General features: G+C 61.1%; 11 protein-coding genes. 9 read left to right on the top strand and 2 right to left on the bottom strand.

The window, feature by feature from the left end; translation table 11 throughout:
* The first annotated feature begins 3 nt into the window (after window positions 1-3).
* Genes BM321_RS10660 through BM321_RS10650 form a run of 3 tightly spaced genes read left to right on the top strand, consistent with a single transcriptional unit; the run spans window position 4 to window position 14,446 of the window.
* Window positions 4-9,021, top strand: a complete 9,018-nt coding sequence (locus BM321_RS10660) for a non-ribosomal peptide synthetase (protein ID WP_175534916.1) — start codon at window positions 4-6, stop codon at window positions 9,019-9,021.
* Window positions 9,021-12,806, top strand: coding sequence for a non-ribosomal peptide synthetase (locus BM321_RS10655; RefSeq protein WP_256573408.1), 3,786 nt, complete (start codon window positions 9,021-9,023; stop codon window positions 12,804-12,806). Before BM321_RS10660 ends, BM321_RS10655 begins: the two co-directional genes overlap by 1 nt.
* Complete coding sequence (locus tag BM321_RS10650) at window positions 12,803-14,446, top strand: cyclic peptide export ABC transporter (protein ID WP_092442474.1); 1,644 nt, start codon at window positions 12,803-12,805, stop codon at window positions 14,444-14,446. The genes BM321_RS10655 and BM321_RS10650 overlap by 4 nt, the downstream gene beginning before the upstream one ends.
* A gap of 8 nt (window positions 14,447-14,454) precedes the next feature.
* Here BM321_RS10650 and fhuF read toward each other — a convergent pair whose 3' ends face one another.
* The gene (gene fhuF / locus BM321_RS10645; RefSeq protein WP_092442473.1) at window positions 14,455-15,192 is read right to left on the bottom strand and encodes a siderophore-iron reductase FhuF; all 738 of its coding nucleotides are present in this window, start codon (window positions 15,190-15,192) and stop codon (window positions 14,455-14,457) included.
* 203 nt (window positions 15,193-15,395) lie between these two features.
* Between fhuF and BM321_RS10640 the strand changes: the two genes are divergently transcribed.
* The 6 genes from BM321_RS10640 (at window position 15,396) to treS (ending at window position 24,335) form a co-directional block, all read left to right on the top strand.
* The gene (locus BM321_RS10640) at window positions 15,396-15,611 is read left to right on the top strand and encodes an MbtH family protein (RefSeq protein ID WP_092326051.1); all 216 of its coding nucleotides are present in this window, start codon (window positions 15,396-15,398) and stop codon (window positions 15,609-15,611) included.
* Between the two features lie 38 nt (window positions 15,612-15,649).
* Complete coding sequence (locus BM321_RS10635; RefSeq protein ID WP_092442472.1) at window positions 15,650-17,080, top strand: diaminobutyrate--2-oxoglutarate transaminase; 1,431 nt, start codon at window positions 15,650-15,652, stop codon at window positions 17,078-17,080.
* A gap of 281 nt (window positions 17,081-17,361) precedes the next feature.
* Entirely contained in the window at window positions 17,362-19,719 is a 2,358-nt protein-coding gene (locus BM321_RS10630) for an FdhF/YdeP family oxidoreductase (protein WP_092442471.1), read from the top strand.
* Window positions 19,720-19,739: 20 nt separating this feature from the next.
* Complete coding sequence (locus BM321_RS10625; protein WP_092442470.1) at window positions 19,740-21,113, top strand: cytochrome ubiquinol oxidase subunit I; 1,374 nt, start codon at window positions 19,740-19,742, stop codon at window positions 21,111-21,113.
* A gap of 12 nt (window positions 21,114-21,125) precedes the next feature.
* The gene (gene cydB, locus BM321_RS10620; protein WP_092442469.1) at window positions 21,126-22,127 is read left to right on the top strand and encodes a cytochrome d ubiquinol oxidase subunit II; all 1,002 of its coding nucleotides are present in this window, start codon (window positions 21,126-21,128) and stop codon (window positions 22,125-22,127) included.
* Window positions 22,128-22,268: 141 nt separating this feature from the next.
* Entirely contained in the window at window positions 22,269-24,335 is a 2,067-nt protein-coding gene (gene treS, locus BM321_RS10615; protein ID WP_092442550.1) for a maltose alpha-D-glucosyltransferase, read from the top strand.
* A 136-nt stretch (window positions 24,336-24,471) separates the two neighbouring features.
* Here the strand turns inward: treS and BM321_RS10610 are convergent, their stop codons facing one another.
* Window positions 24,472-24,864: an ester cyclase gene (locus BM321_RS10610; RefSeq protein ID WP_092326061.1), complete on the bottom strand. Its 393-nt coding sequence runs from the start codon at window positions 24,862-24,864 to the stop codon at window positions 24,472-24,474.
* Between the last annotated feature and the right edge of the window lie 37 nt (window positions 24,865-24,901).

Below are 24,901 nucleotides of genomic sequence, written 5' to 3'. Positions count from 1 at the left end.
GCGATGACGCAACAAGCTTTCCTGGAGATTGCGCAGCGGCTGGCTTCCTTGCCCGCGGACAAGAAAAAGATCTTTCGCCAGCGCCTGGCCGAGAAGGGCATCGATAGCTGGCGCCTGCCGATCGTTCCCGCCATGCTCGCCGAAGATGGGCGCTTGCCGTTGGCCCAGGCACAGCGGCGTTTCCTGTCGGCGGAGGCGCTGAGCAGTCGTGCGCTTTACAACTTGTGCTCGGTACTGCGTTTCGACGGCCGCCTCGATGGCGAACGTTTGCAGCAGGCCATGCAACAGTTGACCGACCGCCACCAGATATTGCGTACCCGTTACACGACCGACGCGCAAGGACAGTTGCAGTCTCATTGCGAGGCGCAACAAGTACCACGGCCCAGCGTCGAACCGCTGGCCCTGGCGGCTTGCGAATATGAGCAGTGGTGCGCCGATGAGTACGCCCGGCAACTGGCCGAACCCTTTGACCTCAGCCAGTCGGCGCCTTGGCGCTGGCAGGCGTTCAGCGATGCGCAGGAACAATCGACCTGGTTGTTCTTCACCATTCACCATGTGGCCTACGATGCCTGGTCGGCTCAACAACTGACCCTTGAACTGGCCGAGGCTTACCGGGCGCTGGCAGTGGATGAGCCTGCCCGGCAACCCGAACTGAGCATCCAATACGCCGACTATGCCGCTTGGGAACAGGACTGGCTGGACAGCGAAAGCTGCCGACAGCACATCGATTTCTGGTGCGCACAGCTGGCCGATGCGCCAGCGCCGCTGGCATTGCCTCTGGACCGTCCACGTCCGGCGCCAGCTCAACGCCGCCACAGCGGCGCGGTGCTTGCCCGGACGCTGTCGCCGCAACTGGCGACAGCGGTCGAGGCGGCTATTCGTAACCATGGGGTGACGCTGTACATTTACGGCCTGACGGCTTTCAGTTGCCTGCTGTCGCGCTACAGCGGCGAGACCGACCTGTGCCTGGGCACTTCGGCCGCTCAACGCGATCGTCCAGAGCTGGTGCCGTTGATCGGCCCGCTGCTCAATACCCTGGTGATCCGTCAGCGCCTGCACGACAACCCGGACTTCGCCACCGCGCTGCTGCGCACCCGCGACACCGTCGCCGCGGCCTTCGATCATCAGTTACTGCCGTTTGAAAAGGTGCTCGAAAATATCGAGCGCCCACGTTCGAGTCCGCTGTTTCAGGTCATGTTCGTCCAGGTGGACTTGCCCGAGAGCCGCACGCTGAAATTGCCGGGGGTCGCGGTTGAAGTCCTTGATCCGCCACAGCGTCATGCACGTTTCGACCTCACGCTGCGCCTGGTGCGTAGCGCTGATTCGGGCCTGCGTTGTGAGATGGAATACAGCGATGAAGTGTTCGAGGCGGCGACGGTCGAGCAGATGCTGGACGACTTGTTGGCGATTTTCCAAGAGGCGTCGAGTCATCCCCAGTGCCGTCTGGCCGAGCTTCAGTTGGCTTCGCCGCCGAGCGAGGTGTGGGGGCCCGCGTTGGGCGCGATCCCCTTGCCATTGGACCAGCAGGTGCTTCATTGGGCAGCGCACACGCCGACCGCTGCGGCCTTGTGCAGCGTCGAGGGAAGCGTCGACTATGCCAGCCTCGGTGCCGCAAGCCGCGCGTTGGCTTCGCGGTTGGCAGGGCAGGGCGTTGGGCCGGGGCAGGTGGTTGCGCTGTGCATGCCGCGTTGCGCGGAACAACTGCTGGCGACGCTGGCGTGTTGGCAGCGTGGAGCGGTCTGTCTGTTTCTCGACCCGGCACAGCCGCCACAGCGACTTGCGCAGCTCTTGCAGGACAGTGGCGCGAGCCTGTGGGTGACATTGGCCGATGCCCCTGAAACCGGCGTCCACATGGCGCGCCTGGTGCTCAGCGCCGCCGACTTGTCCGCCGTGGCCACCGAGGGGCCGGGTGAGAGCCTCAGCCAGTCACACCTGCCGGCCTACCTCATTTACACCTCGGGTTCTACCGGCCAGCCCAAAGGCGTCCTGATCACTCACGGCAACCTGGCGCATTACGCGAGCGCGGTGGGTCAACGCCTGCAAGCGAAGCCGGGCAGCCGCTGGGCGACGTTGGCGACCGTGGCCGCAGACCTGGGGCTGACGTGCGTGTTCGCTGCGCTGAGCGCCGGCGATCCGTTGCTCCTGCCGCCTGCGTCGTTGACCTTCGATCCGCCCGGCTGGGCTGACTTTCTTGATGACCATCCCGTGGACTGCCTGAAGATTGCGCCTTCGCACTTGCGCGGTCTGTTGGCCCTGGACGATGCCCGACGGGTCTTGCCCAGGGATCTGTTGATCCTGGGCGGTGAGGGTTTCGACCCCACCTTGTTCGCACGGGTTCGCGAATTGGCGCCGCAACTGCGCATCTTCAACCACTACGGGCCTTCGGAAACCACGGTGGGGGTGATTTGTGGCGAAATCCTTGCGCCCGACTCGCTGGACTCGGGGCTGTATCTGCCCTTGGGCCAGCCGTTATCGGACTGCCAGCTGCGTATCGTCGACGGCAACGAGGTCTCCGTGCCGCTGGGTGTCGCCGGTGAGTTGCTGATCGGTGGTCCTCAGGTCGCCCAGGGCTATCTCGGTCAACCGGAGCTGACCGCCCAGGTTTTCGGTTCCACACCCCAAGGACAACGCTTCTATCGCAGCGGTGACAGGGTTCGCCTGGATCGCCAGGGGCGGCTGGTGTTCCTGGGGCGTCAGGACGACCAAGTCAAGATCCGTGGTTTTCGCGTTGAGCCGGGCGAAGTCAGCGCCTGGCTCAATGCTCAGCCTCAGGTTCGCGAAGGGGTGGTACTGGCCTGTGAAGTGAAGGGGCGCACGCAACTGGTGGCGTACCTCAGTCCGTCCTTGGCAGCCGAAGTTCTGGAGAGCCTGCAAGCCGAGGCCAGGCGTCAATTGCCGGAGCACATGGTGCCCAGCCATTGGTCGGTGCTGGACGCGTTGCCGCTGACGGCCAATGGCAAGCTGGATCGACGTGCATTGCCTGAACCGGCTGAGCAAGCGTCGTCCGCTGTCTCCGCTCGGCCACCCAGTGGCGCCACGGAACAGCGCCTGGCGCAGTTGTGGTGCCAGATCCTCGGCTGCACCCAGGTCGGGCGCGAAGATGATTTCTTTGCCCTCGGCGGCGATTCGATTCTGAGCCTGCAATTGATCGGCCTGGCTTCGCGCGAAGGGCTCAAGCTACAACCGCGCGATGTCCTGCAACATCCCACCCTGGCGGCCATGGCCCTGTGCATCGATGGGCGGTTGGACCCCGTGTTGCTGACCGTCCTCACGGCCTTTCGCGAACTGCTTGGGCAGCCCGGCCTGGGGCCGGACGCTGACTTCTTTGCCGAGGGCGGGGATTCGATCCTCAGCCTGCAATTGATCGCGCGCCTGCGTCAGGCCGAACTGCGCCTGATGCCCCGGCAACTGCTGGAAAACCCCACCGCCCGGCAACTGGCCGGGGTACTGACCTGCTCAGTGTCACCAGTCGCACCACCGCCGGCAACCGAAGCCTTGGCGTCGCCGCGTGCCCTGTCCCACGCCCAGCAACGGGTGTGGTTCATGCAACAGCTCGATCCGACTGCAACGGCCTACAACGTGACGCAATTGCTGGCCTTGCGTGGTGACGTGGATGTGCCTCGACTGCAACGCACTTGCCAGACCCTGGTCGCGCGCCATGACGCCTTGCGCTGCCGATTCTTTGAAGCACAAGGGCAGGTCTGGCAGCGCCTGGATGAGACGGCCTGTGCGATCTTCAACGCGCATGACCTCCATGACCTGGATGAGTCGCAGCAGGCCGCGGCCATCGCCACGGCCGCCCAGCGCGTTTTCGATCTGGTCCAGGGACCGTTGCTGGCAATCGACTTGTTTTGTGTGGCGCCGGGTGACTACCGGTTGCTCTTCAATGTGCACCACATTGCCGTGGACGGCTGGTCCATGGGCTTGTTGGTTGAGGATTTTGCGCTGATCTACCAGGACCAGGCCGCACCCGCGACCACCGGGTTGCTGCCGCTGATCGAAGCTCAGCGGCGCGACCTGGAGGGCGCACAGGGCAGCCAGTTGCTGGCGTATTGGCAACAACGCTTGCAAGGCCTGAGCAACGAGCCGCTGGAGTTGCCGGACCACTGCGCGCGTCCGGCACTGCAGGCGTACGCCGGTGCCCGTAGCGAATTTGTCTTGCCTGGCCCGTTGAGCGCGGCTATCGATGCCCGGGCCAGGGCATTGGGGGTCACGCCCTTCGTGCTGTATTTCGCCGCCTATCAACTGCTGCTCTGGCGTCATGGCGGGCGCAATGACTTCGCCATTGGCTTGCCAGTGGCAGGGCGCGAATCGGCCGAGAGCCAGGCATTGGTCGGCTTGTTCGTCAACACGTTGGCGCACCGGGTACAGATCGATGCCCGGCAAAGCCTGCAAGCCTTTATCCACGACCTGAACGGGCGATTGGCCGGTGACTTGGCCCATCAGGCGCTGCCGTTCGAGCAATTGTTGGACATGCTGGATGTCGAGCGTAGCCTGGACCGCACGCCGATATTTCAGACGATGTTCAACTATCAGGCTGACCACCGCGATGCGCGCAGCCTCAGCCTGCCCGGCATCAGCGTGGAATCGTTGGCGCTGCCCGATGGTGTGGTGAGTGCCAAGTTCGACCTGACGTTCAATGTGTTCAGTCAAGGCCGTGGGGCCGACGCCCGCACCGGTCTGATCGTCGAATACGCCACCGCGTTGGTGCGCCCTGGCACCCGCCAACGACTGGCGGAGGATTACCAGGGATTGCTCGCCAGCCTGGTCAATGTCGATCTTCAGCAGCGCTTGCTGGAAGTGCCCCTGGGTTCAGTCGCCAGCCTGGCCACGGCGGGCACGTCCTCGCTTTTGAGTGGCGAAGCGGATTTCGTCACGCGCTTCGAAGTACAGGCTGCCGTTCATCCTGAACGTATCGCGGTGTGCTGCGCCGATCGCCGCTTGAGCTACGCCGAACTGGATGCCCAGGCCAACCGCCTGGCCCACTGGTTGCTGGCGCAGGGCATCGGTCAGGAATCGACGGTCGCCTTCTGCCTGCCTCGAGACGAACGGCTGCTGGTGTGCCTGTTGGGGATCCAGAAAGCCGGTGCCGGCTACCTGCCGCTCGACCCGGCTCACCCACCGGCACGCCAGGCGCAGATTCTCACCCGGGCGCGGCCGCAATTGCTGCTCTGCGATACGCGGTCCGCAGATTTGCCCGGGTACCTGCGTAGCTGTTTGTGGGCGGACCTGCCATTGGCGCAGTGTTCCGCTCAAGCCCCGGCCTTGCCGACGACGCTTGAGCAGCTGGCTTACACGCTCTACACCTCGGGATCGACCGGGCAGCCCAAGGGCGTGCAGATCAGTCGCGGCAGTTTCGCCAACTTCCTGCTGGCCATGGAAGAGGCGCTGCCACTGGAACATGTGCAGCGTTATCTGGCCCTGACCACCGTGACCTTCGACATTTGCGGCCTGGAGCTGTGCCTGCCGCTGGTGCGCGGCGGCACGGTGGTGCTGGCCGACGATGAAGAACGACAGGACCCCGTGTTGCTCGCGCGCCTGATCCAGCACCAGGCCGTGGATCTGATTCAGGCCACGCCGGCCACCTGGGCGATGCTGTTGCAAGGCGATCGCCAGGCACTGGCCGGGCGTGTGGCCCTGGCCGGGGGTGAGGCGCTGGCGGCGGAGATGGCGACTGAACTCAGGCAATGCGTGGCGCACCTGGTCAATGTCTACGGCCCGACAGAAACCACGGTGTGGTCCACCCAGACGCCGATCGATGCCCTGCAATCGCCCGTCGCACCGATTGGCCGGCCGCTGCTCAACACCCGTTGCCATGTCCTTGATGAGCACCTGTGCGAAGTGCCGCCCGGCTGTGTGGGTGAGCTTTATATCGCCGGTGACGGCCTGGCCCGCGGTTATGCCGGGCAGCCGGGGTTGACCGCCGAACGCTTCATTGCCGATCCGTTCAGCCGCGAAGGCGGGCGGTTGTACCGCACGGGCGATCTGGCGCGTTGGCAGCCCGATGGGCAGCTGTATTACCTCGGTCGCACCGATGATCAGATCAAATTGCGCGGTTATCGCATCGAACTGGGGGAGATCGAGGCCGTGCTGCTCAGCCACCCCGAGCTGCTGCAGGCGGTCGTGACCGTGCAAGGCGAGCACCTGGCCGCCTTCTGGGTCGCCAGTTCCGACAACCCACCTGACGAAGCCACGATCCGCAACTACTTGCAGGCGCGTTTGCCGGCCTACATGTTACCGACGCATTTGCAGGCACTGGAGCAGTTGCCCCTCAATACCAATGGCAAAGTGGATCGCAAACAACTGCCACAGGTGCAGTTGGACGTCAGCGGTGCGGGTGTCGTCCAGCGTACGCTGACGGCCAGCGAGACACAGCTGGCCGAGGTCTGGGCGGCGGTGTTGAACCAGTCGCAGATTCCTGCCGACGGGCATTTTTTCCAGTTGGGCGGGCATTCGCTGATGGCGGCCCAGGTGCGTGCGCGCTTGCGCGAACAGGGCCTTGAAGTGCCGTTGCGCTGGTTGTTCGAAACGCCGGTGCTGGCGGACCTGGCGCAGCGCATCGAAGGTCTTGCGCCTCATCTGGACCTGGCTTCGTTGCAGATTCCTCATGTCGACCGACAGATCGATCAACCCTTGTCCTCGGCGCAGCAGCGGGTCTGGCTGATGCAACAGTTGGATCTGGCTGACAGCAGCTTCAACATGAGCAGCACCGTACGCTTGCGCGGCCCGCTGGACGGCCACGCCCTGGAGCGCTCGTTGCATCGGCTGGTGGAACGCCATGCCATCTTGCGCACCACGTATCACCAGCGCGGCGGCGAGTTGTACCAGCGGATTCACGGACACCTGTCGGTGGCGTTGCAAGTGATTGCATCGAGCGCGGCCCAGTGGCCGGCCGATGCCCGCGACATTGCGCTGCGACCGTTCGACCTCGGCAGCGAGGCGCCGCTGCGGGCGGTCCTGTACCGCCTCGGTGAGCAGGACCATGTGCTGCAACTGGTCATGCACCACATTGCCTCCGACGGCTGGTCCGGCGCTGTGCTGGTCGATGAACTGATCCAAGGTTACGAGGCCTACAGCGCGGGTGTTCTGCCGCCACAAGACGAACTGGCGATCCAATACGTCGACTACGCGGTATGGCAAGGTTCCGCGGCGGTACAGCGGCGTCAGCGTGAAGGCCTGGATTTCTGGCGACAGGCCCTGGCCGGCATTCCCGCGCAAGTGCCACTGCCGTTCGATTTCCCACGTCCGGAGCGTGACAACGGCGCCGGTGCGGCCTTGGACTTTCAGTTGCCGGCGGCCACGGTTGGCCGGTTGAAGGCGTTCGCGCAAGACAGCGCAACGTCGCCGTTCATGGTGCTGCTGACCTGTTATGCCGCCGTGCTGCAGCGCGAAACCCAGGGACGTGACCTGGTCATCGGTACGGATGTGGCCAACCGCGAGCATCCTGCCACGGAGTCTCTGATCGGCTTCTTCGTCAATCTGCTGGCCTTGCGTATCCGCCTGCAACCGGAGTTGAGTTTCCGTGAGCAAGCGCAGCAGGTCCGGGAGGTTTGCCTGCAAGCGTTCGCCTGGCAGGACACGCCGTTCGAACGTGTCGTCGAATGCCTGGAACTGCCACGGGTGGCGAATGTGCATCCGCTGTTGCAAACGTTGTTCGTGCTCGACAACACGCCGCGGCAACAACGCCAACTTGGCCACTTGCAGGTCGAGCCACTGACGGGCGAGCAGCACCATTCCAAGTTCGACATGGCCCTGTTCGCCAGCGAAGACGGCGATGGGATCAGCCTGCGCTGGGTGTATCGCACCAGCCTGTTTCGCCGGGGCACGGTTGAACGCTTGCGTGATGCCTTCCAATCGCTGCTGGACCTGGCCCTCGGGGCGCCAGACAACCCAATCGATACCTTGATTCCGACTCCAGGAGGAGCTGACGCAATGTCCACGGACAATCCGCTGCAACGCAAAATGAGCAAATTGGGCAAGATGCGCCAGAGCGGGTCGCCTGTTACCCGTGAGCCCTTCGAAGCCCGACCGCTGCGCGAAGGCTCGAAGTTCCCCTTGTCGATTCAACTGCGCGACCGCGAACTGGCACCGGCCATCTGGGCTGAAGCCAACCGTGAAAAGGTCGAGAACTGGCTGCTCGAACACGGTGGCATTGTCTTCCGTGGCTTTGATCTGCCGACGCCGGCGGCTTTCGAAGCTTTTTGCCAGGCTCTGTGCCCTCAGTTGTATGGTCAGTACGGTGACCTGCCGAAGGAGGAGGGTGGCAAGAACATCTACAAGTCCACGCCCTATCCCAAGGATCGGATGATCCTGTTTCACAACGAGAGTGCTCATCAGCATCGCTGGCCGCGCCGGCAATGGTTCTACTGCCAGACGCCCGCCACGTCCGGTGGCGCGACCCCGATTGTCGACAGCCGCCAGGTCTACCGTGAACTGCCGGCCTGGCTGCAAGCGAACCTGCGACGCAAACAACTGATGTACGTGCGTAATTTCAGTGCCAGCCTGGACGTCAGTTGGCAGCATTTCTTCCAGACCCAGGAGCGTGCCGACGTCGAACGGATCTGCCGTGAGAGCAATATCGAGTTCCAGTGGCGCGGCGCCAACGATCTGCACACCCGGCAGGTGTGTCCCGCGGTCATCCTGCACCCGTTGACGGGAGAGGAGAGCTTCTTCAATCAGATTCAGCTGTATCACCCGGCCTTTCTCGATGCCGATGTGCGCGAGCAGTTTCTACGCGACGGTGAAGCCTCGATGCCCAGGCAGGTGTTCTACGGTGACGGCTCCGAGCTCGAGCCCGAGGCCATCGAGGCCATCAACACGGCCTATGACCGTTGTGCCGTGCGTTTCGATTGGCAACAGGGGGATGTGGTCATGCTCGATAACATGATGGCGGCACACGCCCGGGACCCGTTCGAAGGCGAGCGCAAAATCGTCGTGGCCATGGGGGAAATCTATGGTCGTGACCAAGTGATGGCTGCGCCGGCGCAGACCGGAGAGACACAGGCAGAGTGGAAACCATGATGGACCTTGGACTCACGCTTTCACCCCAGCAAAAACAACTGGCCCAGGCCAATCCGCACGCCTGGCGCTGGGTTCGCATGCAGCTGGCGGGCGTGCCCGGAGGCATCGTCGAACAGCGCCTGCGTGACGGCTTGCAGCAGCATCAGGCGTTGCGTCTGCGCTACCAGCGTCCGGTCGGCGCCACCGGCCTGCGTCAACGGGTTGTCGAGCCAGGCGACCTGCGCCTGAAATGGCGTCAGGGGCGCTCGGGTGACGGGCACGATGAGCAAACATGGCTGCGCGATGCCCAGCAATGTTGCCTGGCCGAACAACCCGATGTATTGGCCTGGTTGCTCGACGATTGGCTGCTCTTGGCGGTCCCGGTGTATTCGCTGGACACGCGCAGCCTGATCCAGTTGCAAGAGCAGTTGCTGGGTCGCGCCGCGACCTTGGACGCCGACCCCATGCAGTACGGTGAATACGTCGAATGGATCAATGGCCTGCAACTGGACGAAGATGCCGAGCAGGGCGCGCAGTTCTGGCGCAACCAAGCCCTGCAGGAAGTGCCGGGCATGCGCCTGATCGAACGCTATGGCATCGCCAGCGGCAGCCATGCCGTTGTCCGGCTAGCGCTTGCGCAGACACTGCCGGTGGCCTTGACGGCCCTGGCCGAGCGCGAAGGTGTGGCTGTCGAGCCACTGGTCCTGGCTGCCTGGGGGGCATTGCTGGGCAGGCTCAATGGGCAGCAGCACGGCCAGTTGGGTTTGCAGCACGATCCTCGTGATGACTACGAGGAGCTATCGGGCGCCTTCGGGCTGTTCGAGCAGACCCTGCCGATGATGGTGCAGTTGTCCGAGCACAGCACCTTGGTCAACCTGGCGCGGCCATTGGCCCGGCAACTGGAAAACGCCGTGGCCTGGCAGGAGTATGTCGGCCAGGCCCAGCTGCTGCCAGAGTGGCGCGCCAGTTTCCAGACCGGGCTGCGTGTCGTGCATGCACCGTCGCTGCATGGCTTGCAGGTCCTGTCCTTCGATACACCGGTGGAGCTGCAATTGCAGCTGACGCTCGATGCCCAGGGCAGCGCAGAGCTGGCACTGGCCTACGATTGTGGTCTGTACCGTGAAGCCCAGGTGCAGGTGTTGCTCAAGCGCTTCGCCCATTGGCTTGAACACTTGGTGCAGTCGCCCAACGCTCCCATCCAAGGCGTCGATGCCCATTTGCCCGAGGAACTGTCGGCGTTGCCGCCCCGTCCCGCCCAGGTGCCGGATCTCGATATCGTCGCCACCGTGCGCGAACACGCCCGGACACAACCGGACCGGCCAGCGCTGCGCTATGGGGAGCAAATATTTTCTTACGCCGAACTCGATGCCCTGAGCGATCGGGTTGCCGGCAGCCTGCGTCAGGCCGGTATCGGCCGTGAGCAAGTGGTCGGCCTGTACCTGCCGCGTGGGGCGCAAATGCTGATCGCGATGCTGGCCTGCTTCAAGGTCGGTGCTGCCTATCTGCCCTTGGATCCTCAACAGCCTCCCCTGCGTCTGGCCGGCATCATCGATGATGCTCGACCTGCGTTGTTGCTGCACGCAGAGGGGCTGTTGCCCGATACCTCGGTGAACACGCTGTGCTGGTCGCAGGCATGCACCGGGCCGGTGTTCGATTCGCCGGTGCAGGGCGCGGCGCAAGACCTGGCCTACGTGCTCTATACCTCCGGGACCAGCGGCAAGCCTAAAGGTGTGCAGATCGAACAAGGTCAATTGCGTCACTACGTCACGCAGGTGACTCGCGCGCTCCAGTTGCCGGAGGCCGGGCACTATGGCCTGGTGTCCTCGCTGCTGGCGGATCTTGGCAATACCGTGCTGTTTCCTGCCTGGTTGCAGGGCGGCTGCGTGCATGTGCTGGAGCAGTCCACCGTGACGGATGCCCGGGCGTTTGCCGAAGCACTTCAGCGCTACCCGTTGGACGTGCTCAAGATCGTCCCTTCGCACCTCGAAGCGCTGATGGGCGAACACGCGACCCAGGCGGTGCTTCCGCGCCGGGTTCTGGTGCTGGGCGGCGAGCCGATCGGTGAGCCTCTGCTGAACCGTTTGGCCCAAGCGAAACCCACCTGTCGCCTGTACAACCATTACGGTCCGACGGAGACCACCGTAGGGGTGTTGTGGCGGGCGATCGATATCGACCAGGGCGTGAGTGGCAGCGCCTTGAATCAGGTCTTGGGCGATAACCGCATCCACTTGCTCGATGACCAGCAACGACCGGTCCCACCCGGCCAGGCCGGGGAGCTTTGCATCAGCGGCACCAGTGTCGGGCGCGGCTATGTGGGCGGTGCCGGAGGCAGTGCCTTTGGTGTCGATCCGCTCAGTGGCAGCCGTTTGTATCGCACCGGTGATCTCGCCTTGCGCCAGGCCGATGGCGCACTGCGCATGCTTGGACGCAATGATCAGCAAGTAAAAATCCGCGGGTTTCGCCTGGAGCTGGCGGAAGTCGAGCAGGCGTTGTTGGCTCAGCCAGGCGTATTGCAGGCTGCTGTCCTGCTGGACGGCGAAGGCGATCATGCACGCTTGCTGGCTTTCGTGGTCAGGGACGAGACTGGGGGGCAGACCACCGAACAGCTGTGCGCCGCCCTGGCTCGCCAGCTACCGGACTACATGCTGCCCAGCGCTGTCCTTGCGCTCAAGACGCTGCCACTCAACAGCAATGGCAAGCTGGATCGCAAGAGCCTGCTCGAACGTGCCCGGCAACGCTTGCAGAGCACTCGCGTGGCACCTGTCGGCGAGCTGGAAACTGCCATCTTGGCCATCTGGTGCGAGGTGCTTGGCGTTGACGACCTGGGGGTGACCGACCACTTCTTCAACGTTGGCGGGCACTCGCTGGCGGCGATCAAAGTGGTATCGCTGATTCGCGAGCGGCTGTCGCTCGAATTGCCTACCAACCTGCTGTTCGAACGGCATACCGTGCGTGATCTGGTCCACGGCCTGGGCAACGACGACAGCGGTGGCCCTTGGAAAGTCTTGCATGACGCTGATGAACAGTCGCCGGCCTTGCTGCTGGTGCACGGCGCGCAAGGGCACCTGCAGGCGTATCAGCCGCTGGTAGACAATCTGAGCGGCAAAGTCGCTGTCTTTGGCTTGGCCGCCCTGGAAAATGGCTGGGGTGAGGGCGACCTGGACGCGTTGTTGCAGCAATACGTGGCAAGCATCCCCGCCCAGTTGAAACAGCGTCCGTTGGTGTTGCTGGGCTGGAGCCTGGCGTCGCGCCTGGCGTTGGCGCTGATCCCCCATCTGCAAGCCAATGGCTTTACCGTCGAAGGGCTTGCAGTACTCGACCACGATGCACAGCGCAGCCTGGCCGGCGAGGGCGATGAGGCGGGCCAGTTGATTGCCGATTTCGCTTTCTATTGCCGCAGCCACGCCCAGCCCATGGGCGAGTCACTGCGCGAGCGCTTGACGGGGCTGCTGGCCGGTCTTGACTACGCCGAGGGGGTTGCCCGGTTGCTCGACGATGCCCAGGTGCGTGCGCACCTGCAATGGGAAGCCGCCGATGCTGATTTGCTCGCACTATTGGCGCAGTATCGGGCAATCAAGCTGCGTTTGTACGAATATGCCTTGCCCACCGTCGATGTACCGCTGTGGCTCTGGCGCGGCAATGCCCATGCCGACTTGCGCGCCCAGTGGCAAGCGCATACCCGGCAGGCTGTTCGCCAGTGGACGCTGGACGTGGGCCATCACGAGATACTGGGGGAGCCGCGCTTGGTCGAAAACCTGTTGCCTTTATTGTTGGAAACCTCTGCCAAGGTGGTGTCGGCCTCATGATCCTATTGAAAGAACTGCTGCATGACGCTCGATGGCGCATTCTGCTGGCGATCCTGAGCAGCGCCTTGAGTGCAGCCACCAGCATCGGCCTGATCGGCTACATCAACCGCAGCCTGGACCACGGTCTCGATGATATCGGCCGGGGCTTGGTGCTGTTCGGCGGTTTGCTGATCCTGTTGTTCATCAGCGGTGTCATCTCGCAATGGTTGCTGGTGCAGATCGGCCATCGCCTGGTCTACCAGCTGCGCCTGCGGCTGGTGGGCAAGGTATTGGGCACTGCACTCGAACGCATCGAACGGTTGGGCAGCCCGCGTATCTACAACGCGCTGACCAAGGACGTGACCACCGTCGCCACGGCGTTCAAGCAGCTGCCGATCTCCTTGTACAACGGTCTGCTGTTGTTGGCAGGGCTGGCCTATATGGCCTGGCTGAGCCTGCCGTTCTTCGTTCTGACCCTCGGGGTGATCGCGTTCGGAGTAGGGCTTGATGTATTGCTCGGACGCAAGGTCAAGACCCTGATGCAGGCCGTACGACGGCAGGATGATCAACTGACCGAACAATTCGAGGCCGCCATCCAGGGCCGTTGCGAGTTGGGCCTGAGCCGGGAACGCCGCCACTTGCTCTATGAACACAGGCTCGAACCCATCGCGCGGGCCTCGTTGGACGCGTCGGTACGGGCCGACACTTTGTGGGCGGTGAACCTGAACTGGACGACACTGCTGGTGTTCGTGCTCATTGGCACGCTGTTCTTTCTCGGCCAGGGGCTAGGGTTGCTCAGCCAACAGGTGGTGGTGGGCTACGTGCTGGCGATCATGTTTCTGCGCACGCCGATCTCGATGATCCTCGACGCCATTCCCGCGGTCATTCGCGGCCATGTCGCCTTGCAAGCCATCGATGCCCTGGCGCTGGGTGAGACGGTGCAGTTCACGACGCCTGCGCAAGCGGCACAACCTTTCGGCGAGTTGCGCCTGTCAAACGTGCGCTATCGCTATCCGGGCCAGAGTGACGAGTTCGCGTTCGAGCTGGGGCCGATCGATCTGTCGATTCGTCGCGGTGAGTTGATTTTCATTGTCGGTGGCAATGGCAGCGGTAAATCGACCCTGGCCAAGCTGCTGACAGGGCTCTACGTGCCCACTTCGGGGCAGGTTTCGCTCAATGGCGTGGAACTCGATGCCAGCACCAGTGAGTGGCATCGCGAGCATTTCGCCGCCATTTTTGCCGACTTCTACCTGTTCGCCGATGTGCTGGGCGAGGCTGGCAACCATGAAGGGCTCGAGGCGCGGGTGGATCACTATCTCGACCGCCTGGGGCTGGCTCATAAAGTTGAATTCGCGGCCGGGCGCCTGTCCACCACGGCGCTGTCCCAGGGCCAGCGCAAGCGCCTGGCGCTGTTGCTGCTCATGATGGAAGGCCGGGAAGTGTTCCTGCTGGACGAATGGGCGGCCGATCAGGATCCGGTGTTCCGTCATGTGTTCTACAACGAACTGCTACCCGAGCTGAAGGCGGCCGGCAAGACCGTGATTGCAATCACCCATGACGACCGTTATTTCGATGTCGCCGACCGGGTCTATCGTCTCGACTACGGCCATCTCGTGGACTATGACCGAACGGCGGAAAACCCCTTTCAACTGGCGAAATAGCGTTGCCATCAGGCGGGCTGTTCCTGCCGTTTGCACTCATCGAGGGGGCAACTGCTGCAATAGCCGACGCCGGGAAGGCGGTAGCGAATGCAGCAGATGCGCCTCAGGCGCTGCGGCTCGTCTTCGCCGACATCCTGATAATGCACGGGGGCGAACAACGGATTGCGCTGACCATTGGGGCGCAGGCGGCCGGTCAGGATTTCTCTGGCCGGTGCGGTGCTGTCTGCGTTGGCCAGCGGGTGAAGGTCGATACGGCTGGTGACGAACTCGAAGGTATTGCCGGCATTGCTCCAGAACAACCGGGGCGACGCCCGGGAGGCACTGACCAGGGTTTCGATGACGGGCTCCAGGTGGCCCTCGATCAGGGCATGGAATCGTTCGAAGGCCGTGCAGGGGGGCAAGGGGCGGCCCGCATGGGGCAGGTGCAACGCTTGTGGCCTGGCGTCATGGCCCAGTTGTATCCCCGTGTCGGCCAGGGCAAGCGGCAGATCGCATTGCTGGAGCAGATTGGCCGCCATCACCGGTGCCAGGAATGTGCTGAAGTACCATTTGGACCACAGCGAGACCAGGGCCAGGCGCTCATCGGTTTTGTACCGTGCCTGCAAGTCATCGACGAACGCATTGAAATGCCCGGGCTGGAAGAACCTGTCTCCCGGTACGTCCGTACGAGGATGGCTGCGCAGTTGCAGCTTTTCACCATGGTCGGCGAGCGGACCGGTGAACAGCGGGGCAAGGCTGGGGATCATCGACTCATCCGTGGACCGCGAATTGAGAGAGGTTATCGTTCAGAAGGGCTCGAAGTATAAACAGGGTATTGCCGCGATGCGACTGTTCGACGTCGAAATGAAATTTTGAGAAACAAGCATAAAATTTGAGATATTAATGAGAATCGATACCATTAGTATTGTATCGTAGGATCCTTCCCGTCATACCCGTCAAGGAGCAAGCAATGAGTTTGGACAGTCCGGATACGCGCTTTCTGGTGGTTGTCAATGATCAAGAGCAGTACTCAATCTGGCCGGATTATCGAAGTGTGCCCAACGGCTGGCGCACGCTCGACGTGAGCGGCAGCAAGCAAGAGTGCCTGGACTATATCGAAAAGGTCTGGACCGATATGCGCCCGCTAAGCTTGCGCCAGGCCATGCAGGAACAAGGACAGGGCTGATCGCCCGCGACAGAGTTTCTTCACCTCAGGGATTCAATATGGAAAGCGTCCAGCCCCGTCTACCCTCCAGCGCAACCTTCACGCTGGAACAGTTTCGTCAGCAAGCGCCGCGTGAACTGAATACCAACCCGTATCTGCAACGCCAGGCCGCCCGTGAATCGAATGCCCGGTCTTACCCGCGGCGTATTCCATTGGCGCTGCAGGAAGCCCATGGCCTCTATGTCCGCGACACCCAGGGGCAACTGTTCATGGATTGCCTGGCGGGGGCGGGGACTCTGGCGTTGGGGCATAATCACCCGGTAGCCATTGCGGCCATGCGACAAACGCTCGACTCGGGCTTGCCCTTGCATACCCTGGATCTCACGACACCGGTCAAGGATCGTTTCGTCGAAGACCTGTTCAACGCGCTGCCGGAAAATTTTGCCCGTCATGCGCGCATCCAGTTTTGCGGTCCGACTGGTGCCGACGGCATCGAGGCGGCCTTGAAACTGGCCAGGACGGCCACCGGACGCAAACCGATCCTGTCGTTCTCTGGCGGCTATCACGGCATGACGCTGGGAACATTGAGCCTGATGGGCAACCTGGGGCCCAAACAGGCCCTGGGTTCGCTGATGGCTGACGTGCAGTTCCTGCCATACCCTTATGACTACCGTTGCCCGTTCGGCATTGGCGGCGAAGCCGGGATCGATGCAGGCCTGCATTTTATCGAACAACTGCTCAGTGACCCGGAATCGGGCGTCTTGCCACCCGCGGCCGTGGTGGTCGAAATCGTACAGGGCGAGGGTGGGGTGATCCCGGCACCGATCCGTTGGCTCCAGGGCCTGCGCCAGTTGACGCGCAAGTTTGGCGTGGCGCTGATCATCGATGAAGTACAGACCGGGCTGGGCCGTACCGGCAAACTGTTTGCATTCGAACATGCGGATATCGAGCCGGACATCCTCGTGCTCTCGAAGGCCATCGGCGGCGGCCTGCCGCTGGCCGTGATGGTATACCGCGAAGAACTCGATACCTGGAAACCAGGCGCCCATGCCGGCACTTTCCGCGGCAATCAGATGGCAATGGCGGCGGGGGCTGCAACGTTGCGCCACATCATCGGCGAAGACTTGCCTGGGCACGCCGAGGTCATGGGGCAACGATTGATGGGGCATCTGCGTCGGCTGCAAAGCGATTATGCGTGCCTGGGTCAGGTCCGCGGCCGAGGATTGATGGTGGGGGTGGAGATCGTCAGCGATACGCCGAGCGATAACCGTGTACCGGCAGCGGACACGGCCCTGGCCCAGGCCATCCAGCGTCAATGCCTGCGCCTGGGTGTCATTCTGGAGCTTGGCGGGCGCCATGGAGCCGTTGTGCGTTTCCTGCCGCCGTTGATTATCCAGCCTGAAGAAGTCGACGTGTTGGTTGAACTCTTCCACGTCGCTTTGGCCAATGCGCTGACAGAGGTCAAGGGAAGGGCGCTGCACATCGCGTAAAAACCTGGCAGTGACGCTTGAAGCAATGCCCCGATTTTTCGGGGCATTGTTTTTTGGGCACACTCGGCGGCGGGATTGAGGCGGTATTCAGCCATAAACCTTCAGCATCCTTTGTTTGAATGCCTTGGGGTCAAAAGGCCGAGGTTTGCCGCTTCTCCTCGTCCCGATGCGAACGTCCAGAGGGAGGTAACGCTCCATGGAGAAATCATGAACCTTTCAAAAGCCGTAAGCTCGTAACATTTAGACACATTGCTATGGCTTCGGGTTCGTAAAGGTGCACCATGCGACTGATCCGTCCCTCTGCTCGTTTTCGTCCGTATACATCCGCCTCGGGAGGGTGGGGCTCTGCTCATTCGGTCCTGAATATCCTATGGCGAGAACAGGCTGTATTTAAGGGGGCAAAAGCTTTACTCAGGCAAAATAAGCCTCACGGTTTTGCCTGCGTGAGTTGCGCCTGGGCCAAGCCCGGCGACCCCCATGCACTGGAGTTCTGTGAAAATGGCGCCAAGGCAACCGCCTGGGAACTAACGTCCTTACGCACCGGCCCCGACTTTTTTCAACGACATTCCTTGACCGAGTTGCGCAACTGGAGCGATCACGACCTGGAACAACAGGGTCGGCTTACTCACCCGCTGCGTTATGACCCGCAGTCGGACCGATACGTAACGACGACCTGGGAGCAGGCCTTCGGTGAAATCGGTGATTGTCTGCGCAGCCTTTCTCCGGACGAGGTGGTGTTCTATGCCTCCGGTCGGGCCTCTCTTGAAGCTTCTTTCATGTATCAGCTCTTCGCGCGCGCGTACGGCACCAACAATTTGCCGGATAGCTCGAACATGTGTCACGAGAGCACCTCGGTGGGGTTGCAGCAAAGTATCGGTGTACCTGTAGGCACTGTGACGCTCGCTGACTTTGAACACACGGATTGCATTTTTTTCTTTGGCCAGAATGTTGGAAGTAATAGTCCACGAATGCTTCATCCGCTCCAGGAAGCCCGGAAGCGCAAAGTCCCCATCATTACGTTTAACCCTATCCGAGAGAGAGGGCTGGAGCGCTTTGTCAATCCGCAATCACCGGCCGAAATGCTTGGACCTAAGTCAACGTTAATCAGCACCCAGTACCATCAAGTCAAGATAGGCGGAGACACCGCAGCGGTCTTGGGGATAGCCAAGGCCCTCTTCCACATGGAACAGCACGCCAGCAACAGTGGTGGCGAGACGGTGCTCGACCACGAGTTCATTGCCCAGCACACCGAAGGATTTTCTGAGTTTCAAGCCGAGGTAGAACGCCATGACTGGGCAGAGCTTGAGCGGATCTCGGGTCTTGGAAGAGCCGCCATGGAGGCTGCGGCGACGGTTTATGCACGAAGTGAAAAAGTGATGGTGGTCTACGGCATGGGCATGACTCAGCATCGGCAAGGTGTTGAAAACGTGCAGATGCTGGTAAACCTTTTGCTGCTACGCGGCAATATGGGTAAAGCGGGGGCCGGTATCTGCCCAGTGAGGGGGCACTCCAATGTCCAGGGACAACGAACGGTCGGTATTACCGAAGACCCGGCCAAAGTGCCCAAGGAGAAAATTGAACGGCTGTTTGGCTTCAAGGTTCCAGAACAAAAAGGGCTGACGACTGTAGATGCCTGCGAGGGAATATTGAATGGCAGCGTCAAAGGCTTCATCGGACTGGGTGGCAATTTCTTGCGAGCGGTCCCTGATACCAATCGCATGGAGCCTGCATGGTCAGCCTTGGCTGTCAGCGTGCAGGTTGCCACAAAACTCAACCGGACCCATCTTGTTCCTGGCACGCATACCTGGCTGCTACCTTGCCTTGGTCGAATCGAGATCGACCGGCAAAACAATGTAGAGCAGAGCTACACCACCGAAGACAGTACGGGGTGTATTCGCGCCTGGCGGGGTACTGCCGAGCCCGCCAGTGGTCAGCTATTATCTGAGGTGTCCATTATTTCCAGTCTCGCGCAAGCCACTCTCGGCGGCGAGACCCGAATACCCTGGCAACAATGGCGACAAAATTACGCCGCAATTCGCCTGGCCATCAGCGAGGTATACCCGGACATTTTCCATGACATGGAATCCCGCATGTGGGAGCCAGGCGGCTTTCACCGTCCGCTGGGGGCGAGCCAGCGCAAATGGACGACGCCTTCCGGTAAAGCGCAGTTCGTATCGCCGTCTAATCTTGATGAAGACGACGATGTCGATGAGGTAGATCCTGATCGTAGAAGTGTCCTGCAGTTGATGACCTTGCGCAGCAACGATCAATTCAACACAACTGTCTATGGCTATAACGATCGTTTTCGTGGCGTTAAAGGTACTCGAAGCGTCGTTTTCATGAATAGAAGCGATATTGTCCGTTTGGGATATGTACCCGGCGAATGGGTGCGGTTGCGCACGGCAGTCGAGCCGCAGGTCGTGCGAGAGGTTGGTCCTTTTCAGATCGTTGCTTATGACATTCCGCAAGGCTGCGCAGCCTCCTATTATCCTGAGTCAAACCCGTTGATTCCGCTCTGGCACCACGCGAAACAGAGCAAGGTCCCTGCTGCTAAATCCATTCCGGTGGTACTGATCAGAGCGCAGCCAAGCGCGTCGGAGGCGGACAATGCCATACCAGATGAGGATCAAGCCATTTAGGTTCCGGAGTCCGACGATACATGGAGAGTTTTGAGGCAGCCCTGCTGGCCGCCCGTGCCCAGTTTGCGATCACTATCGGTTTTCACATCGTGCTGGCTGCCTTCACCATTGGCATGGCTAATTTCCTGATGGTGCTGGAGGCGCTCTGGCTATGGCGAAGAAACCCGGTCTACCTGTGCATCTACCGCTACTGGCTGAAAATCTTTGCGCTCAATGTGGCAATTGGAACGGCGTCTGGCTTGATCCTGGAATACCAGTTTGGCCTTAACTGGTCACGCCTTTCCTCTATGGCGGGGGAGGTGATCGGGCCGCTGATGTTTTATGAGGTCATGGCGGCTTTTTTTCTGGAAGCGGGGTTTTTGGGAATAATGCTCTTCGGCATGAAAAAGGTCGGCCGAGGTCTGCACTTTTTTTCCACATCTGCGGTAGCGGTGGGGTCGCTGATCAGCGCGTTTTGGATCTTGTCGGCGAACTCCTGGATGCAGACGCCGGCCGGTTACGCGATTGGGCCTGACGGCCGTTTTATCGCGCAGGACTGGTGGGCGATCATTTTCAATCCGTCTTTCTCCTATCGATTCACCCACATGATGTTGGCCACCCTGTTAGGAACGGCCCTATTTGTCGCTGGAGTATCTGCTTGGCAATTGCTACGGGATCATACCCGCGAACATGTGCGGGTGCAGTTTTCCATGGCTTTGTGGGCAGTGGCAGTATTGGCACCGGTTCAGATCGTCGTAGGGGATCTTCATGGGGAGCACACCCTCAAGTTTCAGCCGCAGAAAGTGGCCGCTATGGAGGGGACCTGGACCCGCCCGCCAGAGGGCGCCGGGGAACCGCTACGTTTGTTTGCCATCCCCGACATGGAGGAGCGTCGCAATCATCTTGAGTTGGCGATCCCTCGAGTTGCCTCGCTGTATCTGCGTCACGATCTGAGCGGCACAATCGCGGCGCTGGATGAATTCGCCGCGCAGGATATCCCGCCGGTTCCTGTCGTGTTCTGGGCCTTTCGCGTGATGGTGGGGGTGGGCGTTTTGATGCTCGGCTTGGGCGTCGCGAGCTTGATTCTCAGGTGCAGAACGCGTCTCTATGATGCCCGCTGGTTGCAGAAATGGTGCGTCTTGATGGCGCCCTCCGGATTCGTGGCCATGCTAAGCGGTTGGGTAGTCACCGAAGTAGGCCGGCAGCCATTTACGGTCTGGGGCCTGTTGCGGACGGCAGAAAGCGTTTCCCGAATATCGCACCAGCAAATCCTGACCTCGACCCTACTCATCCTGGGTTTTTATCTCGTGGTATTTGGAATCGGCCTATGGGTTCTCCTGCGTATTTTGCGCCAACCCGCAGGAGTAGGCGAAGCTGGGCCACAGCCGACGATTGCCGATGAAATCGGCAAATAGTGGGGAGGGTAGATGGCCGACGGGGATTGGATCATTTTGCTGTCAGCCGCAGCGCTCGCGTTTTCGGTGATCAGCTACGCGTTGCTTGACGGCGCCGACCTTGGCGTTGGAATGCTGATGGGTGTGACCCGGCGCGCCAGGCATCGTCGCGCCATGGCGGTTTCCATCTTGCCTATCTGGGATGCCAATGAGACCTGGCTGGTGCTGGGTGGCGGTGGGCTGCTCGCGTTATTCCCCAAGGCATATGCAGTTCTGCTGCCGGCGCTCTATATACCCTTCATCATCATGTTCATGGCCCTGATCGTTCGCGCAATGGCGCTGGAGTTTCGCGATGAAGCTACTCGCCATGGCTTAAAGCGGATTATCGACCTGCTGCTTGGCTTGGGATCATGGGTAGCGGGTATGTGCCAGGGGGCAGTATTGGGGACATTGGTTCAAGGTGTGTCGTCCCGGGATGGTCAGTTCAGCGGGACGGGCTGGGAATGGTCAGGCCCATTTCCCATTTTCTGCGGCGCGGTCCTGGTGGTGGGGTATCTGTGGCTGGGAGCATGTTGGCTTTATTGGCGGACGGAAGACGAACTGCAATCAAAGGTACGTGCGCAAGCAAAGGCACTTTCATGTCTGACGATTGTGTTGCTGATGATTCTTGTGGGGTGGACGTCGACCTTGGCCAGCCAATACGCGACTCGGCTGGCGACGCCGGAAATCCTGATTCCTGCCAGTGTTTCAATGTTGACCCTGACGATGCTCTTCTTTGCAGGGTTCCGAACGCAGTTTCATTACCTGCCATTGTTCTGTGCGATCGGGGTCTTTGTCATTGGATTTGTTGTTATGGTCGCGACGCTATACCCGCTTATCGTCCCGCCTGACGTTACGCTGTCGAACGCTGCTTCGGGGCCGGTCAGTCAGCGATTCATGCTTATCGGCTTTGCCGTCTTGATCCCAATGACGCTCTTTTACAACACCTACGGATTCAGGGTTTTCAGCGGCAAGATCAGGCCCGTCAAGGACTGAGTAGAGCTGGCCGATTGCACCTCGCAGGCTTTCTCCTGATTCGATGCAACGAATGTCGCGTGGTGGCCTCCTATGAAAACGAGCGGCGCTTCGGTTGGAGAGGGGCGACTGCGGTTTTTCATGACGGAGGTGATTGTGTCCATGACGGCAGCTGAGAAAAATCATGTCGACTGGCTGGTCGAACAATCGATGCTCAATGCTGCGAGGAAGCGCGCCAAGCTCTACTCGGGCCAGGGACGGATGTGGCAGCAGCCCTATGCGCATACTCGGCCTCGCGACGCCTCGGCATTGGCTTCGGTGTGGTTCACTGCGTATCCGGCTTCCATCGTTACCCGCGAAAATGGCACTGTGCTTGAAGCGCTGGGGGATGAAACCTTATGGCATGCGCTGTCGAGAATCGGTATCCAAGGCATCCACAATGGCCCTTTGAAAAGGTCCGGTGGCCTTTCGGGCAGTGACTACACCCCTACGATTGACGGCAATTTCGACCGCATCGGTTTCGACATCGACCCGCAGTTGGGCACCGAGGCGCAATTGCAAGCGTTGACCCGAATGGCCGCCGCGCACAATGCGGTCGTCATCGAGGATGTCATCCCGTCTCATACCGGCAAAGGTGCGGATTTTCGTTTGGCCGAGATGGCGTATGGAGATTATCCGGGCCTCTACCACATGGTGGAAATCCGCGAGGAGGATTGGCCGCTGCTGCCCGACATTGCCGAGGGGCGCGATGCGCAGAACCTCACCCCGCAGCAGGTCGACGTGCTGCGGGACAAGCATTACATCGTCGGACAGTTGCAACGGGTGATCTTCTTCGAACCAGGCGTCAAGGAAACCGATTGGAGTGCGACCCCGGTGGTGATGGGCGTTGACGGCAAGCCGCGCCGTTGGGTCTATCTGCATTACTTCAAGGAAGGGCAGCCTTCGCTGAACTGGCTGGACCCGACCTTTGCCGCTCAGCAGATGATCATCGGGGACGCGCTGCATGCCATCGATGTCTCGGGGGCGAAAATCCTGCGTCTGGACGCCAACGGATTTCTTGGCGTCGAGCGCAAGCTCGAGGGTACCGCCTGGTCCGAAAGCCATCCGCTATCGATCACCGCAAACCAGTTGCTCGCTGGAGCGATTCGCAAGGCCGGCGGCTTCAGCTTCCAGGAACTGAACCTGACCGTAGACGATATCGCCGCCATGTCCCACGGAGGGGCTGATCTTTCCTACGACTTCATCACCCGACCCGCCTACCAGCACGCCTTGCTGATGGGCGATGCCGAATTCCTGCGCTTGATGCTGCGGCAGATGCACACCCTCGGCATCGATCCGGGTTCGCTGATTCATGCGTTGCAGAACCATGATGAATTGACCCTGGAGTTGGTGCACTTCTGGACCCTGCACGCGCACGATACTTACCTCTATCAGGGCCAGACCTTTCCCGGCAGCATCCTGCGCGAGCACATCCGCGAGCAGATGTACGAGCGCCTCACTGGCGAGCATGCGCCCTATAACCTGAAATTCGTCACCAACGGCGTGTCCTGTACCACTGCGAGCATCATCACTGCAGCGCTGGGAATTCGCGATCTCGAGGCCATTACGACGGCGGATATCCAGCAGATTCGCCAGGTTCATCTGCTGTTGGTGATGTATAACGCGATGCAACCCGGCGTATTCGCATTGTCTGGCTGGGATCTGGTCGGCGCGTTGCCGTTGCCGGCCGAACAGGTCGAGCATCTGATGGGCGACGGCGATACCCGTTGGATTCATCGCGGTGCCTACGATCTGGTGGACCTCAACCCTGATGCGGCATTGTCGGCCGGCCAGATGCCGCGTCCGAAGACCCTGTACGGCAGCTTGCCAAGCCAGTTGAAAGATCCGGATTCGTTCGTCTCGCAGTTGCGCAAGATCCTTGCTGCGCGCCGTGCCTACGACATCGCCGCCAGTCGCCAGATACTGATTCCGGACGTCGAGCATCCGGGGCTGCTGATTATGGTTCACGAACTGCCGGCTGGCAAAGGTACGCAAATCACCGCGCTGAACTTCGGTTCGACCCCGATCACTGAAACCCTGCACTTGCCCAATATCGCACCGGGGCCGGTGGTCGACATCATCAATGAGCGGGTCGAAGGCGACCTTACGCCCGAGGGCGAATTCACCATTACGCTGGATGCGTTCGAGGGGTTGGCGCTACGGGTGGTGAGCAGCTCACCGATGCTCTAGGGCTTGGGAAAGCGAGGTGGTTGATCGCTCAGCCACCCAGCCATGCCATAAGTTCTAGTCAAGGCTTTGTCAATGCTCTGCTCCGTCACCCATGGGGAAGAGCTGGCCTGGATAACCTGCAGCCTTGAGGCATCCGCTACGCTGATCGGAGCTGAGCTTCGATCGCTGCCTTGTCGATCACCGACCAGACCTCGCGGATCCTGCCGTCCTCGAACCCGTAGAAGACGTTTTCGGCGAAGGAGAGGCGTGTCCCATTCACCGCCAGGCCCAGGAATTCCCCGACCGGCGTGCAATTGAAGGCCAGGCGAGCCGCCAACTTCGGTGGGTCGATCACCAGGAATTCAATGGCAAAGCGCAAGTCGGGGATGGCCCGATAATCCGCTTCCAGCATGCTTCGATAGCCGTGCAACCCTAATGGTCTCGCGTTGTGAACCACATCCGGGTGCACGAAATGCCCCAGGTTTTCCCAGGCCTGTGCGTTCAGGCAGGCGATGTAGTCGCTATAAAGATCTGCGAGGTTCGAGGTCATGGGGTGATTCTCCTCTGCATGTCTGTTCTTGCCTTTC

Origin of the sequence: Pseudomonas sp. NFIX10, from assembly GCF_900111955.1 — a bacterium.
Taxonomy (GTDB): domain Bacteria; phylum Pseudomonadota; class Gammaproteobacteria; order Pseudomonadales; family Pseudomonadaceae; genus Aquipseudomonas; species Aquipseudomonas fluorescens_AA.
Note: the sequence above shows the minus strand (reverse complement) of the source record. Positions and strands in the feature narration are given on the sequence as shown.

Bases quoted from the DNA above. Each gene is read 5' to 3' on its own strand.
- BM321_RS10660 (WP_175534916.1), top strand. From the start codon at position 4: ATGACGCAACAAGCTTTCCTGGAGATTGCGCAGCGGCTGGCTTCCTTG.
- BM321_RS10655 (WP_256573408.1), top strand. From the start codon at position 9,021: ATGGACCTTGGACTCACGCTTTCACCCCAGCAAAAACAACTGGCCCAG.
- BM321_RS10650 (WP_092442474.1), top strand. From the start codon at position 12,803: ATGATCCTATTGAAAGAACTGCTGCATGACGCTCGATGGCGCATTCTG.
- fhuF (WP_092442473.1), bottom strand. From the start codon at position 15,192: ATGATCCCCAGCCTTGCCCCGCTGTTCACCGGTCCGCTCGCCGACCAT.
- BM321_RS10640 (WP_092326051.1), top strand. From the start codon at position 15,396: ATGAGTTTGGACAGTCCGGATACGCGCTTTCTGGTGGTTGTCAATGAT.
- BM321_RS10635 (WP_092442472.1), top strand. From the start codon at position 15,650: ATGGAAAGCGTCCAGCCCCGTCTACCCTCCAGCGCAACCTTCACGCTG.
- BM321_RS10630 (WP_092442471.1), top strand. From the start codon at position 17,362: ATGCGACTGATCCGTCCCTCTGCTCGTTTTCGTCCGTATACATCCGCC.
- BM321_RS10625 (WP_092442470.1), top strand. From the start codon at position 19,740: ATGGAGAGTTTTGAGGCAGCCCTGCTGGCCGCCCGTGCCCAGTTTGCG.
- cydB (WP_092442469.1), top strand. From the start codon at position 21,126: ATGGCCGACGGGGATTGGATCATTTTGCTGTCAGCCGCAGCGCTCGCG.
- treS (WP_092442550.1), top strand. From the start codon at position 22,269: ATGACGGCAGCTGAGAAAAATCATGTCGACTGGCTGGTCGAACAATCG.
- BM321_RS10610 (WP_092326061.1), bottom strand. From the start codon at position 24,864: ATGACCTCGAACCTCGCAGATCTTTATAGCGACTACATCGCCTGCCTG.